Origin of the sequence: Pseudomonas sp. Xaverov 259 (genome assembly GCF_019352915.1) — a bacterium.
GTDB lineage: Bacteria > Pseudomonadota > Gammaproteobacteria > Pseudomonadales > Pseudomonadaceae > Aquipseudomonas.
In genome coordinates this window covers 114,607-128,100 of the sequence record NZ_JAAAFV010000018.1, presented here as the reverse complement: position 1 = coordinate 128,100, position 13,494 = coordinate 114,607, and the positions used below count along the sequence as shown (strand labels likewise).

Below are 13,494 nucleotides of genomic sequence, written 5' to 3'. Positions count from 1 at the left end.
CCAACGGCCAGCTATCTATATGCCAGGTTGGCGAGCATTGTTCCGACTCCCCTGGGTCAAAATGATTCCCCAAAGGCCGTCGGACAAGTCTCTACCTAAGTCAAAAATGGACCAATTTACGCTGATCCCCATAGCGCGCGATTATCTAGTAGCCCGCGATACAACGCATCAGGGTCAACGAAGTATTTGTAGCGAAACCCTGCGTTTTTAGGCATTAAAGTCGTTTTTAATACATTCATGTCTGTAAGAGGAAGGTCACGGGGCCATCATTGACCAGGTGCACCTGCATATCAGCGCCAAAACGCCCTGACGCCACCTTGCCATGCAATTGTTGCGCTTGTAACAACAAGTGCTCAAAAAGCGCCGCTCCCAGGTCCGGAGGGGCCGCTGTGGAGAAGCTCGGCCGCAACCCGCTTTTGGTATCCGCCGCCAAGGTGAACTGCGACACCAGCAGCAAACCGCCGCCGATATCCTTCAACGACAGGTTCATCTTGCCCTCATCGTCGCTGAACACCCGATAGTTAAGCAGCTTGTGCAGCAGTTTATCGGCACTCTGGGGTGTATCTGAAGGTTCGACGGCGACCAGCACCAGCAAACCCTGGTCTATCGAGCCTACGATTTCACCCGCGACCTCGACCCGGGCGCCACGCACCCGCTGCAACAGGCCCTTCATGCTTCTTCTGGCGGCAGATCAAGCAGGCGCCGTGCCATCTCGCCGGTCGCGCGCACCAACGCATCGGTGATGCCGGGCTCGGACGCGGCGTGGCCGGCCTCACGAATCACCTGCAGCTCACTGTTGGGCCAGGCCTGATGCAGCTCCCAGGCGTTATCCAGCGGGCAGATCATATCGTAGCGGCCATGGATGATTACGCCAGGCAGATGGGCGATCTTGTGCATATCGCGAATCAGCTGGTTCGGCTCCAGGAAGGAGTCGTTAGTAAAGTAGTGGCACTCAATACGCGCGATCGACAACGCGCGTTGCGGCTCGGAGAAACGCTCGACATGCTGCGGGCTCGGGCACAGGCCGAGCATGCGCCCTTCCCAGCCGGACCAGGCCTTGGCCGCGTGCATCTGGGCGATCTGGTCGTTGCCGGTGAGGCGCTTGTGGTAGGCGGCAACCAGGTCGTGGCGCTCGTCTGCCGGGATCGGGGCGAGGTAGTCCTGCCAGTAATCCGGGAACATGCGGCTGGCGCCTTCCTGGTAGAACCAGTGAATGTCCTGCGGGCGGGCCAGGAAGATGCCGCGCAGGATCAGGCCAAGCACGCGCTCGGGGTGGGTTTGCGCGTAGGACAACGACAGGGTCGAGCCCCAGGAGCCACCAAACAGCACCCATTTGTCGATGCCCAGGTGTTCGCGGATGCGCTCAAGGTCGGCGACCAGATCCCAGGTGGTGTTGTTTTCAAGACTCGCGCGCGGCGTAGAACGCCCGCAGCCACGCTGGTCGAAGGTGACGATGCGGTAAAGGTTCGGGTCGAAATAGCAGCGGCTCTGGGCGTCGCAACCGGAGCCTGGGCCACCGTGGATGAAGACGACAGGCAAGCCTTCGGGGGAGCCACTTTCATCGACGTACAGCGTGTGGGTGTCATCGACTGCCAGATCGTGCCGGGCGTAGGGTTTGATCTGCGGGTACCAAGTCTGCATTGCGCGCTCCGTAGGGTGTCGGGTTCATCCCTGAGGGGACGTCTATTATTCTTGCCGTCTGGCATCATAAACCCGAATTGTGCAATGAGCATGTCCTTGAATACTTAGACCTGTGTCAGCCCTTCGCTCCTGAGGTAATGCAGCAGATAGTTATAAAGCTGATCCACCTCCGGGGCTTGGCCGCGCGCGCGCAAGCAACCGTGGACCAGACCTTTGCCGGGATACAGCACAGCCTGGACGCCCGCCGCCTGCAGCCGCTCGGCATAGAGCATGCCGTCATCGCGCAACGGGTCGAACTGGGCCACGGCGATCAACGCCTTGGGTAAACCGCCGAAATATTCGGCCAGCAAAGGCCTGGCATAGGCCGATGGCGCGCCCGTACCTTGCAGGTACAGCGCCAGGTAGCAGTCGGTGTCGGCAGTGCTGAGCAGCGGCGCGTCCATGCAGTCACGGCGCGAGGGCAAATCGGCCGGGCCGCCCAAACCGGGGTAAATCAGCACCTGGGCCACGGGCAGCGGCTGGCCGTCGTCGCGCAGGCCCAGGCACAGCGCCGCCGCCAGATTGCCGCCCGCGCTGTCGCCCATCACCACCAGACGTTGCCGGTTGACGGCGTGCGGCCCCTGCCCGGCCTGGATGGCCTGCCACACGGCGCGACAGTCGTCGTAGGCCGCCGGGAACGGGTGCTCAGGCGCCAGGCGATAGTCGATGGCGATCACCAGCACTTGCAGCGCGTTGGCCAGTTCGAAGCAGATGAAGTCGTGGGAGCCCAACCCGCCGACCACCCAGCCGCCGCCGTGCATATAAAGAAGGCAGGGCCAGCCTTCAGTCGGCGCGGGAGCCGTGGGTAGGTAACTGCGCACGCCTACGCCGCCCAGGGAAAAGTCCGAGACTTGCAGCCCTTCAGGCTTCGGTGGCGTGAAGGCCTGGCACATACGGTCGTAGTTGTGGCGTAAGCCTGCCAGCGAGGAGTCGTCACTGGTGAAGGATTCGGTTTTGGCGACGAAGGCGGCAAGTTGCCGAGAAATCGGATACATGCGCAATATCCCTGACAATGGAGATCTAAAGGTGGGAGCTGGCTTGCCTGCTCCCACAGTTGCTCTGTGTTGTTTGATCTACCGTGCCCGGCTTAAGGCTTGAGGCTGGCCTGCACGGCTGCCACGCCATCGCTGCCATCAAACGCCGTAACGCCGGCCAACCAGCGCTGCAAATCTTCTGGGTGGTCACGCAACCACTGCCTGGCCACATCCTGCGGCGACTGGCGCTCCATGATCGGCACCATCAGTTGGCTTTCCTGGGCGGCGGTGAAGGTCAGGTTCTGCAACAAACGATTGGCGTTGGGGCAGCGCTCGCCGAAGTCCGGCGCGGTGACGGTGGAAACCGTAGCGCGACCTTCGTCCGGGCCGAACACATCCTCACTGCCCGTGAGATAAGCCATTTTCATGTTGATGTTCATCGGGTGCGGGGTCCAGCCGACGAACACCACGAACTCCTTGCGGTTCACCGCTCGTTGCACCGCCGCGAGCATGCCCGCTTCACCGGAGGCAACGAGCTTGAAGCCACCGAGGCCGAAGTGGTTGGTGTCGATCATCTTCTGGATATCGGTATTGGCACCGCTGCCCGGCTCGATGCCGTAGATCTTGCCGCCTAACTTGTCTTTGAAGCGGGCGATGTCGGCAAACGTCTTCAGCCCGGCATCCGCTACGTATTGCGGCACGGCCAGGGTGGCTTGGGCGTCGGCGAGACTCGGCGTGTCGAAGACCTTGACCTGCTTGGCGGCCAGGAACGGCGCGATGTTGTTGTCCATCGCCGGTTTCCAGTAGCCGAGGAAGATATCCAGGCGTTTGTCGCGGATGCCGGCAAAGATGATCTGCTGCACCGCGCTGGTCTGCTTGCTGTCGTAGCCCAGGCCGTTAAGCAGTACGTCGGCCATGCCGGAGGTGGCGATGACGTCGGTCCAGCTGACCACGCCCATGCGGATGGCTTTACAGGACGCAGGTTCTGCGGCCATGGCGTTGGCGCTGATCAAAGCGGCACCGGTGAGGATCAACAACAGTCTTTTCATGGATGAGGTCTCACTCGGCAGCTTTATTGTGGGGAGTGGCGTCTGGTGCGCCGTACCCACAACCTTACCCAGCGGGACCTCTGCTGACACGAACTGTGGCGACCGGCAGTTGCACTGGGGCGACCCGAAAGGCCCCATCGCAGGCAAGCCAGCTCCCACATTTGAAAGTGTTCACAGATCAACATGTGGGAGCTGGCTTGCCTGCGATAGCGATATCAGCCATAACGCTTCTGCCCCCAGACCAGTAACCCTTCCAGCAACTGCTTCAATACCACCTGGGTCGGCGCGGCCAAGTCAGGGCGATACCGAAACGGCTCAACCTCTTCCATATACGTGCTCTGGCACAGCTCCAACTGCACCGCATGAATATCCTGCGTCGGGTCGCCGTAGTGGCGAGTGATATGCCCGCCCTTGAAGCGGCCATTAAGCACATGGGTGAACTGCGGATGCTGAGCGCAGATGCCTTCCAACTGGCTGGCCAGCTCGGGGTCACACGCCGCGCCGTTGAAGGTGCCGAGGTTGAAGTCCGGCAGCTTGCCATCGAACAGGTGCGGGATGACCGAGCGGATCGAGTGCGCATCAAACAGCAAGGCGTAGCCGAACTCGGCCTTAAGCCGCGCAAGTTCTTCTTGCAGGGTACGGTGGTACGGGCCCCAGATCTTTTGCAGGTAGGTCACGCGTTCTTCTTCGGACGGCACCTGCCCTTCACGGAACAACGGCACGCCATCGAACAGGGTCGCCGGGTACAGCCCGGTGGTGGCACCGGCGTAGAGCGGTTTGTCGTCGGACGGCCGGTTCAGGTCGATCACAAATCGCGAGTACTCGGCCGACAAGGTGCTGGCGCCCAATGCCTCGGCAAAGTCATACAACGTGGGGATGTGCCAGTCGGTGTCCGGCAGGCTTTGCGCCTCGGGGATCAGCCCGGCTTCGACCGCAGGCGTCAGGCGCAAACCCGCGTGGGGCATGCTGATCAGCAGCGGCACTCGGCCTTGTTTGAAATTCAGAACCTTATCCACAACAACACTCCTCAGACGGTGACGTCGACGCCATGGCGCACGACGCGTTTATCCAGCTCGCCGCCCAGCCAGTAAGCCAGGTCGGCGGGGCGATCAATCTGCCAGGCGACAAAATCCGCGACCTTGCCCACTTCCAGCGAACCATGGGTGTCACCCATGCCCAGCGCGGTGGCCGCATGCTGTGTTGCACCGGCTAGGGCTTCTTCCGGGGTCATGCGGAACAGGGTGCAGGCCATATTCAGCATCAGGCGTACCGACAGCGCCGGCGAGGTACCGGGGTTGAGGTCGCTGGCGATGGCGATTTTCACGCCGTGCTTGCGCAGCGCATCCATGGGCGGCAGCTGGGTTTCGCGCAGGAAGTAGAACGCGCCCGGCAGCAACACCGCGACAGTGCCGGACGCGGCCATGGCGATGGCGTCTTCTTCGGTCATGAACTCCAGGTGGTCCGCCGACAGTGCGTGGTATCGCGCCGCGAGGCTGGAGCCGTGCAAGGAAGACAGCTGCTCGGCGTGCAGCTTCACCGGCAAACCCAACTGCTGGGCGACCTTGAACACACGCTCCACCTGCTCGGTGGAAAACGCCAGGTATTCGCAGAACGCGTCCACGGCATCCACCAACCCTTCCGCTGCCAGCGCTGGCAGCATCTCGGCGCAGATGTGCTCGATGTAGTCGTCAGCGCGGTCCTTGTACTCCGGCGGCAGCGCGTGGGCCGCCAGGCACGTGGCGCGCACGCTCACCGGCAGCACTTCGCCAAGGCGACGTGCGACCCGCAGCATCTTGCGCTCGTTGGCCAGGTCCAGGCCGTAGCCGGATTTGATCTCCACCGTGGTCACGCCGTCACGCAGCAAACTGCGCAGGCGCTTTTCAGCGCTGGCAAACAATTCATCTTCGGTGGCGGCGCGGGTAGCGCGCACGGTGCTGGCAATACCGCCACCCTTGGCGGCGATTTCGGCGTAGCTCACGCCTTCAAGGCGCTGCTCGAATTCGCCGCTGCGATTGCCGCCGAACACCGTGTGGGTGTGGCAGTCGATCAGCCCGGGGGTGACCCACGCGCCTTGCAGGTCCTGCACCTGGGCGTAGTCCGCCGTCGGTACCTGGCTGCGGGGGCCGATCCACTCGATCAGTGAACCGGCGATGACCATGGCGGCATCCTCGATGATCGAGTATTTGCCGCCTGCCATGGTTGCGACGTGGCAGTGTTGCCAAAGCGTTTTCATCAACGCCTCCCTAAGTTATCGATGAGACAAAGCCGGGTCGTAATGGACCTTGGCCGCTTGCCCGGCAGCGGGTTTGACCCACAGCAGGTAAGCGAGCACCAGCAGCACGATCCACACGGCGCCGACCAGCAAAGCCGCCTGGGTATCCGGGAAGTAGCCCAGCACACCAAACACGAACAACATGAACACGATGGCCGCCGCTGGCGCATAGGGCCAGAACGGCACCGGGAATTTCAGCTCGGCCACCTGTTCCTTGGTCATCGAGCGGCGCATGGCGACCTGGGTAAACAGGATCATCAGCCACACCCACACGGTGGCGAAGGTGGCAATCGAGGCGATCAGCAGGAACACGTTTTCCGGGATCAGGTAGTTGAGCACCACGCCGCCGAGCAACGCCGCACCCATCACCAACACGGTCATCCACGGCACGCCGTGCTTGGACAGCTGCGCAAAACCCTTGGGCGCCTGCCCTTGTTGGGCCAGGCCGTACATCATGCGGCCGGCGCCGAAGATGTCGCTGTTGATCGCCGAGACGGCGGCCGATATCACCACGATATTGAGGATGGTCGCTGCCGAGCCGATGCCCAGATTGCTGAAGATCTGCACGAACGGGCTGCCCTGGCTGCCGATCTGCGGCCACGGGTAGATGGCCATCAACACAAACAGGGTCAGCACGTAAAACAACAGGATGCGCAGCGGCACCGCATTGATCGCCTTGGGAATCACGCGCTGCGGGTCTTTGGCTTCACCGGCGGTGATGCCGATGATTTCGATGCCGCCAAACGCAAACATCACCACCGCGAACGAAGCGATCAGGCCGCCGATGCCGTTAGGCATGAAGCCACCGTGCGCCCACAGGTTGCTGAGGCCGCTGGCCTGGGTCTCGCCAGCAGAATGAATGCCGAACAGCATGATGCCAAAGCCGCCGAGGATCATCGCCACAATGGCGCCGACCTTGAGCAGCGACAGCCAGAACTCCATCTCGCCAAACACTTTGACGTTGCACAGGTTCAGGCCACCGATCAAAAACACGATGCCGAGCACCCAGACCCAACGTGCGACCTCGGGAAACCAGAAGCCCATGTAGATGCCAAAGGCGGTGACGTCGGCGAGGCAGACGATGATCATTTCAAACGCGTAGGTCCAGCCGAGCACAAACCCGGCCAACGGACCAAGGTAGGTGCTGGCGTACTGGCCGAAGGAGCCGGACACCGGGTTGTGCACGGCCATTTCACCGAGGGCGCGCATCACCATGAACACCGCGGCGCCGCCGATCAGGTAGGCCAGCAGCACGGCAGGGCCAGCCATTTGGATGGCGGAGGCGGAACCATAGAACAACCCGGTGCCGATCGCGGAACCGAGTGCCATGAAGCGAATATGTCGGGCGCTTAGCCCGCGTTTCAAACCCTTTTCTTGCTGGTGCATTTCTCGTCCCTATTATTCTTATGAGGAGAAGATCGTTCCCACGCTCCGCGTGGGAACACATCCTGTGACGCTCCGCGTCACGACTCTGAAAGCGGACGCGGAGCGTCCAGGGCAGCATTCCCACGCAGAGCGTGGGAACGATCGGTTACAAGCTCGGCAGAAGTTTTGCCGGCACCAGCTCATTCAGGCAGCGGCTGGCGAGCAGTTCGCTGGCGGCATTGATGTCCGGGGCGAAGAAGCGGTCCTTTTCATAGAACGCCACTTTGTCGCGCAGAATCCCACGGGCTTTTTCCAGCTTGGCCGAGGTTTTCAAACCGTCGCGCAGGTCCAGGCCCTGGCATGCCGCCAGCCACTCAACGGCGAGTACGCCACGGGTGTTCTCGGCCATTTCCCACAAACGCTTGCCCGCAGCCGGGGCCATGGACACGTGGTCTTCCTGGTTGGCCGACGTAGGGATGCTATCCACGCTATGGGGATGCGCCAGCGCCTTGTTCTCACTGGCGAGCGCCGCGGCGGTGACCTGGGCGATCATGAAGCCGGAGTTCACCCCGCCATTGCCGACCAAAAACGGCGGCAGTTGCGACATGTGCTTGTCCATCATCAACGAGATACGACGCTCGCTCAGCGAGCCGATCTCTGCGATGGCCAGCGCCATGTTGTCGGCAGCCATGGCCACCGGCTCGGCGTGGAAGTTACCACCGGAGATCACATCGCCTTCGGCAGCAAACACCAGCGGGTTATCCGACACGGCATTGGCCTCTACCACCAGCACTTCGGCAGCCTGGCGGAACTGGGTCAGGCAGGCGCCCATGACTTGCGGCTGGCAACGCAGGGAATACGGGTCTTGCACCTTGTCGCAGTTCTGGTGCGACTGGGACACCTGGCTGCTTTCGCCGAGCAGGTCACGATAGGCCGCAGCCGCGTCGATCTGCCCACGTTGGCCACGGGCGGCATGGATACGCGCGTCGAAGGGCGAGCGCGAGCCCAATACCGCTTCGACGGTGAGGGCGCCACACGCCAGCGCACCGGCGAACAGGTCTTCGCCTTCGAACAGCCCACGCAATGCATAAGCGGTGGATACCTGGGTGCCGTTCAGCAGCGCCAGGCCTTCTTTGGCCGCAAGTGTCAGCGGCGTCAGGCCGGCGACTTTCAGCGCTTCGGTGGCCTCCAGCCATTCGCCCTTGTAGCGCGCCTTGCCTTCGCCCAGCAGCACCAACGACATATGCGCCAATGGTGCCAAGTCGCCGGAAGCACCGACCGAACCTTTAAGCGGAATATGCGGGTACACCTCGGCGTTGATCAGCGCGATCAGCGCGTCGATCACTTGGCGACGAATCCCGGAGAACCCACGGCTCAGGCTGTTGACCTTAAGCACCATGACCAGCCGCACCAGCGCGTCGCTGATCGGCTCACCGACACCGGCGGCGTGGGACAGCACCAGGGAACGCTGGAGGTTTTCCAGGTCTTCGCTGGCGATGCGGGTCGAGGCCAGCAGGCCGAAACCGGTGTTGATGCCGTAGGCGGTGCGGTTCTCGGCGAGAATCTGCTCCACGCAGGCCACACTGGCTTCGATCTGCGCCGTGGCGCTGTCATCCAGACTGAGGGTTACCGGCTGCTGGTAGATGGCCCGCAGTTGGGCAAGGCTCAGTTGGCCTGGAATCAAATTTAGCGCAGTCACATTCATGCTCCTTGTGAATTATTCTTAGTGCAAATTAGGTAATACGTGGTGCAGCAAAGCGGTGTCCTTGAGCAGCGCGGCGGCGCTCGCGATGTCCGGCGCCAGCCAGCGGTCTTGCTCGTAAGGTGGGACCTTTTCACGCAACAGACGCCAGGCGCTGTCAGTGCCCGCGCCAAAACGCTGGTCCTTCAAAAACTCAAACGCCTGGGCCGCCAGCAGGTACTCAATGGCGAGAATCTGCGTGACGTTGGCCAACAGCTGATGCAGCTTGAGCGCGGCATTCGTGCCCATGCTCAAGTGGTCTTCCTGCAGGCCCGAGGTGACGAAGTTGTCGAGCACCGCCGGTTGCGCCAGTTGACGGTTCTGCCCGCACAGCGAGGCAGCGACGTACTGCACGATCATCATCCCGGAGTTGACCCCAGGGTTGCTGACCAGGAACGCCGGCAAGCCACTGACATGCGGGTTGATCAGGCGGTCGAGGCGACGCTCGGCCACCGAGCCGATTTCGGCCATGGCGATGGCGAGCATGTCGGCCGCCAGGGCCACTGACTGCCCATGCGGGTTGGCCTGGGACACCACGCGGTAGTTGTCCGGTGTGCCGAGCACCAGCGGGTTGTCGGTGGCGCTGTTGAGTTCGGTCTCGATCTGGCGCGTGGCGTGCTCCACTTGGTCGCGAGCCGCGCCGTGAATCTGCGGGATCGAGCGGATGCTCAGCGCGTCCTGGGTGCGGATGCCTTTGCTGCTGGCGATCACTTCACTGCCATCGAGCAAGGCACGCAGGTTGATGCCAACTTGCTGCATGCCGGGGTGTGGCTTGAGGGCGATGATGGCTTCGTCGAAGGCATCGATCTGGCCACGCTGGGCTTCGAAACTCATGGCGCCGATCACGTCGGCCCATTGCAGCAGGTGATGGGCATCGGCCAGGGCCAGGCAACTCAGGCCGGTCATGCACGGCGTGCCATTGACCAGGCACAGCCCGTCTTTGGCGCCGAGCACCACAGGCTGCAAACCTTCGGCTTTCAATGCGGCGTGCGCCGTCACGATCTGGCCGCGATAGCTCACCTCGCCAACGCCGAGCAAGGCCACGCCGATGTGGGCCATGTGAGTCAGGTAGCCCACCGAGCCTTGGGACGGCACTTGCGGCGTGATGCCATGGTTGAGCAACGCCAACAGCGAATGCACCACCTGCGGGTGCAGGCCGGATTTGCCGTGGCTGTAATTGATGACGGCCGCGCAGATGATCGCGCGGGTCTGCTCGTCGCTCAGCACCGGGCCGACGCCACAGGCGTGGCTCAGCAGCGTGTTGCGCGACAGCTGGCTGAGTTGTTCGCCTTTGAGCGACACATTGCACAGCGCGCCCAGGCCGGTGTTCACGCCATAAGCGCGTTCGCCGCTGGTGACGATGCGCTGCACGATGGCCTGGGCATTGTCGATGCGCGCCCAGGCGTGGCCCGAGAGTTCGAGCACGGCGCCGTGGCGGGCGACGGCGACCACGTCCTGCCAACGCATGGGGGCGTCGGCGATGATGATTTTTGTTGCCTGGGACATCTTGAGCCTCTTGAATTGATCGTTCCCACGCTCTGCGTGGGAACGCCGCCTGGGACGCTCCGCGTCCCGCTGTCAGGTGTGACGCAGAGCGTCACGGGATGCATTCCCACGCAGAGCGTGGGAACGATCAGCTACACCACCGCCGCCCGGCGCTGAACAAACCGGTCCACATACTCATCCGCCGGCGAATGCAGAATCTCGCGCGGCGTGCCGACCTGGATCAGCTTGCCGTCCTTGAGAATCGCAATGCGGTTGCCAATGCGCACCGCCTCGTCCAGGTCGTGAGTAATGAACACGATGGTTTTGTGCAGGGTCTTTTGCAGCTCCAGCAACTGGTCCTGCATCTCGGCGCGGATCAGCGGGTCGAGGGCGCTGAAGGCTTCGTCCATCAGGATGATGTCGGTGTCCGCCGCCAAGGCGCGGGCCAGGCCCACACGTTGGCGCATGCCGCCGGAAAGCTGGTGCGGGTATTTGTTTTCATAGCCTTTGAGGCCCACGGTTTCGATCCAGTGCAGCGCGCGTTCGGCGCACACCTGCTTGGTTTCGCCGCGCACCTTGAGGCCGTAGGCGACGTTGTCGAGCACAGTCTTGTGGGGCAGCAGGCCGAAGCTCTGGAACACCATGCTGATCTTGTGGCGACGGAATTGACGCAGGGCTTCCATGTCCAGTTGCAGGATGTCTTCGCCGTCCACCAGGATCGCGCCACTGGTCGGGTCGATCAGGCGGTTGAAGTGGCGCACCAGCGTGGATTTGCCCGAACCCGACAGGCCCATGATCACAAAGATCTCGCCGGTGCCGATGCTCAGGGACAGGTCATTCACGCCGACCACGCAACCGGTCTCGGCCAGTACCTGGTCCTTGGTCTTGCCCTGGCCAACCATCGCCAGGGCTTCCTTGGAACGGTTGCCGAAGATCTTGAAGACGTTTTTAACTTCAATTTTGCTGACAGTAGTCATTTGCTCGCCTCATGCCGTGGACGACCATAGGCCTGGGTAATGCGGTCGATGACCACTGCAAGAATCACAATCGCCAGCCCCGCTTCGAGGCCACGGCCGACGTTGAGGGTCTGGATGCCGACGAGCACGTCTTCACCCAGGCCACGGGCGCCGATCATCGAGGCGATCACCACCATCGACAACGCCATCATGGTGGTCTGGTTGATACCCGCCATGATGCTCGGCAATGCCAGCGGCAGTTGCACGCCAAACAGTTGCTGCCAGCGGTTGGCACCAAAGGCATTGATGGCTTCCATGACTTCGCCGTCGACCTGGCGAATGCCCAGGTCGGTGAGGCGAATCAGCGGTGGCGCGGCGTAGATCACCGTGGCGAAAATCGCCGGCACCTTGCCCAGGCCAAACAGCATCAGCACCGGGATCAGGTACACGAAGCTGGGCATGGTTTGCATGATGTCGAGCAACGGCATCAGCACCGAACGCAGGCGATTGCTGCGCGCCGACAAAATGCCCAATGGAATACCGATCAGCACCGAGATCACCGTGGCGACCATCATCAGTGCCAGGGTTTGCATCAGCTTGTCCCACAGGCCAACCGCACCCACCAGGAACAGCAACCCGACGATCACCGCCGTGGTCACCAGCTTGCGGGTGGCGTGCCAGGCAATACCGCCGACGATGGCGAGCATCAGCCACCAGGGCGCTGCGCGCAGCAAGCCTTCCAGGTTGACGATGGCCCACAACAGCGTGTCGGAGATGTGCCGGAACACATCGCCGTAGTTGGTGACCAGCGAGTCCACCCAACCGTTGACCCAGTCGGCGATGGAAAACGTAAAACTCTCAGGAAACATATCGTGCTCTCGATCCAGTGGGTTGTGGCCGTGTGCCCGGCTAACCCCTCAGGGTAGCCGGACACCCTTGACCTACAAGGCCGCGTCGATTTTCTTGGCTGCGTCGTCGCTCACCCATGCGTGCCAGACTTCAGGATGTTCCTTGAGGAAAATTTTCGCCAGTTTTGGCGACTCAATTCGCTCTTTGGCCATGCGACCGAGGTTCTGGTTAAGCAGATCGATAGGCAGGTTGACCTTCTCCAGCACCGCTACCAGTTCAGGCGCTTGCTCGTGGAAGGTCTTGGACAGACCGACCTTGATGCTCACGCTTTTATCCACACCGGGCTTTTCTTCGAGCTTGACCAGATCGACCTGGCCCATCAGCGGGGTGGGTGACCAGTAGTAAAACAGGATCGGCTCGCCACGCTTGTAGCTCGACAGCACAGCGGCATCCAGCGCCGGGCCGGTGCCAGGGCGGAAGTTGGTGTAGGTGCTTTCAAGGCCGTAGCTTTTGAGCATCTCGCTGTTGTCCAGCTCACAGGTCCAGCCGGCCGGGCAGTTGTAGAAGCGGCCTTTGGACGGTTCTTCCTGGTCCTTGAACACCGAGGCGTATTTGGCCAGGTCGGCGATGTTTTTCAGGTCCGGTGCCTTGGGTTCCAGCTTGCGCTTGGCGTCGCCCTCAATCACGTAACGCGGCACGTACCAGCCTTCGACGGCGCCGACAACGGGCGCGCCAACGCCAACGACTTTGCCGGCCTTCTCGGCCTTGTTCCAGACTTCGCTGCGGCCTACCCACTCTTCGGCGAACACCTGGATGTCGTTGCTGCTCAGGGCGTTTTCCATGGTGATGGAATTGCCCGGCAGGCTGTCGGTTTTGCAGTCGTAGCCTTTCTCCAGCACGGTTTGCAGGATGTCGGTGAGCAACATGCCGCTTTCCCAGTTCAGCCCGGCGAACTTCACCGGCTTGCCTGACTCGCACCAACCCGCCGCCTCGGCGCCGGCAGAGGCCAGCAAGCCTGCAGATAACACGGTGGCCAGCAGGGTTTTATTCATCTTCATTGTTGTGACGCTCCCAATCTTGAAATGGATTACGGCAGTCAGTAGGCGTCCTGCCCTGTCCACGT

General features: G+C 62.0%; 12 protein-coding genes. All 12 read right to left on the bottom strand.

Annotation, left to right across the window (positions count from 1 at the left end):
• Nucleotides 1-235 precede the first annotated feature (235 nt).
• Entirely contained in the window at nt 236-673 is a 438-nt protein-coding gene (gene dtd, locus K0H48_RS03690) for a D-aminoacyl-tRNA deacylase (protein WP_219266440.1), read from the bottom strand.
• Nucleotides 670-1,641, bottom strand: a complete 972-nt coding sequence (pip, locus tag K0H48_RS03685; RefSeq protein ID WP_219266439.1) for a prolyl aminopeptidase — start codon at nt 1,639-1,641, stop codon at nt 670-672. Before pip ends, dtd begins: the two co-directional genes overlap by 4 nt.
• A gap of 104 nt (nt 1,642-1,745) precedes the next feature.
• Complete coding sequence (locus tag K0H48_RS03680) at nt 1,746-2,675, bottom strand: alpha/beta hydrolase (protein WP_219266438.1); 930 nt, start codon at nt 2,673-2,675, stop codon at nt 1,746-1,748.
• 92 nt (nt 2,676-2,767) lie between these two features.
• A complete protein-coding gene (locus K0H48_RS03675) occupies nt 2,768-3,703 on the bottom strand; it encodes a choline ABC transporter substrate-binding protein (RefSeq protein ID WP_219266437.1) in 936 nt (311 codons plus the stop codon).
• A gap of 215 nt (nt 3,704-3,918) precedes the next feature.
• The gene (hutG, locus tag K0H48_RS03670) at nt 3,919-4,719 is read right to left on the bottom strand and encodes an N-formylglutamate deformylase (RefSeq protein WP_219266436.1); all 801 of its coding nucleotides are present in this window, start codon (nt 4,717-4,719) and stop codon (nt 3,919-3,921) included.
• A gap of 11 nt (nt 4,720-4,730) precedes the next feature.
• Entirely contained in the window at nt 4,731-5,936 is a 1,206-nt protein-coding gene (gene hutI, locus K0H48_RS03665) for an imidazolonepropionase (RefSeq protein WP_219266435.1), read from the bottom strand.
• A 15-nt stretch (nt 5,937-5,951) separates the two neighbouring features.
• The gene (locus K0H48_RS03660) at nt 5,952-7,361 is read right to left on the bottom strand and encodes an amino acid permease (protein WP_219266434.1); all 1,410 of its coding nucleotides are present in this window, start codon (nt 7,359-7,361) and stop codon (nt 5,952-5,954) included.
• 145 nt (nt 7,362-7,506) lie between these two features.
• On the bottom strand, nt 7,507-9,045 hold the full coding sequence (hutH, locus tag K0H48_RS03655; RefSeq protein ID WP_219266433.1) for a histidine ammonia-lyase: 1,539 nt from the start codon (nt 9,043-9,045) through the stop codon (nt 7,507-7,509).
• Between the two features lie 18 nt (nt 9,046-9,063).
• The gene (hutH, locus tag K0H48_RS03650) at nt 9,064-10,587 is read right to left on the bottom strand and encodes a histidine ammonia-lyase (RefSeq protein WP_219266432.1); all 1,524 of its coding nucleotides are present in this window, start codon (nt 10,585-10,587) and stop codon (nt 9,064-9,066) included.
• 131 nt (nt 10,588-10,718) lie between these two features.
• Entirely contained in the window at nt 10,719-11,543 is an 825-nt protein-coding gene (locus K0H48_RS03645) for a glycine betaine/L-proline ABC transporter ATP-binding protein (protein WP_138817236.1), read from the bottom strand.
• Nucleotides 11,540-12,391 carry a proline/glycine betaine ABC transporter permease gene (locus K0H48_RS03640; protein ID WP_138817237.1) on the bottom strand — a complete coding sequence of 284 codons (852 nt, stop codon included), beginning with the start codon at nt 12,389-12,391 and terminating at the stop codon, nt 11,540-11,542. The genes K0H48_RS03645 and K0H48_RS03640 overlap by 4 nt, the downstream gene beginning before the upstream one ends.
• A 72-nt stretch (nt 12,392-12,463) precedes the next feature.
• The gene (locus K0H48_RS03635; protein ID WP_138817238.1) at nt 12,464-13,429 is read right to left on the bottom strand and encodes an ABC transporter substrate-binding protein; all 966 of its coding nucleotides are present in this window, start codon (nt 13,427-13,429) and stop codon (nt 12,464-12,466) included.
• Nucleotides 13,430-13,494: the final 65 nt, after the last annotated feature.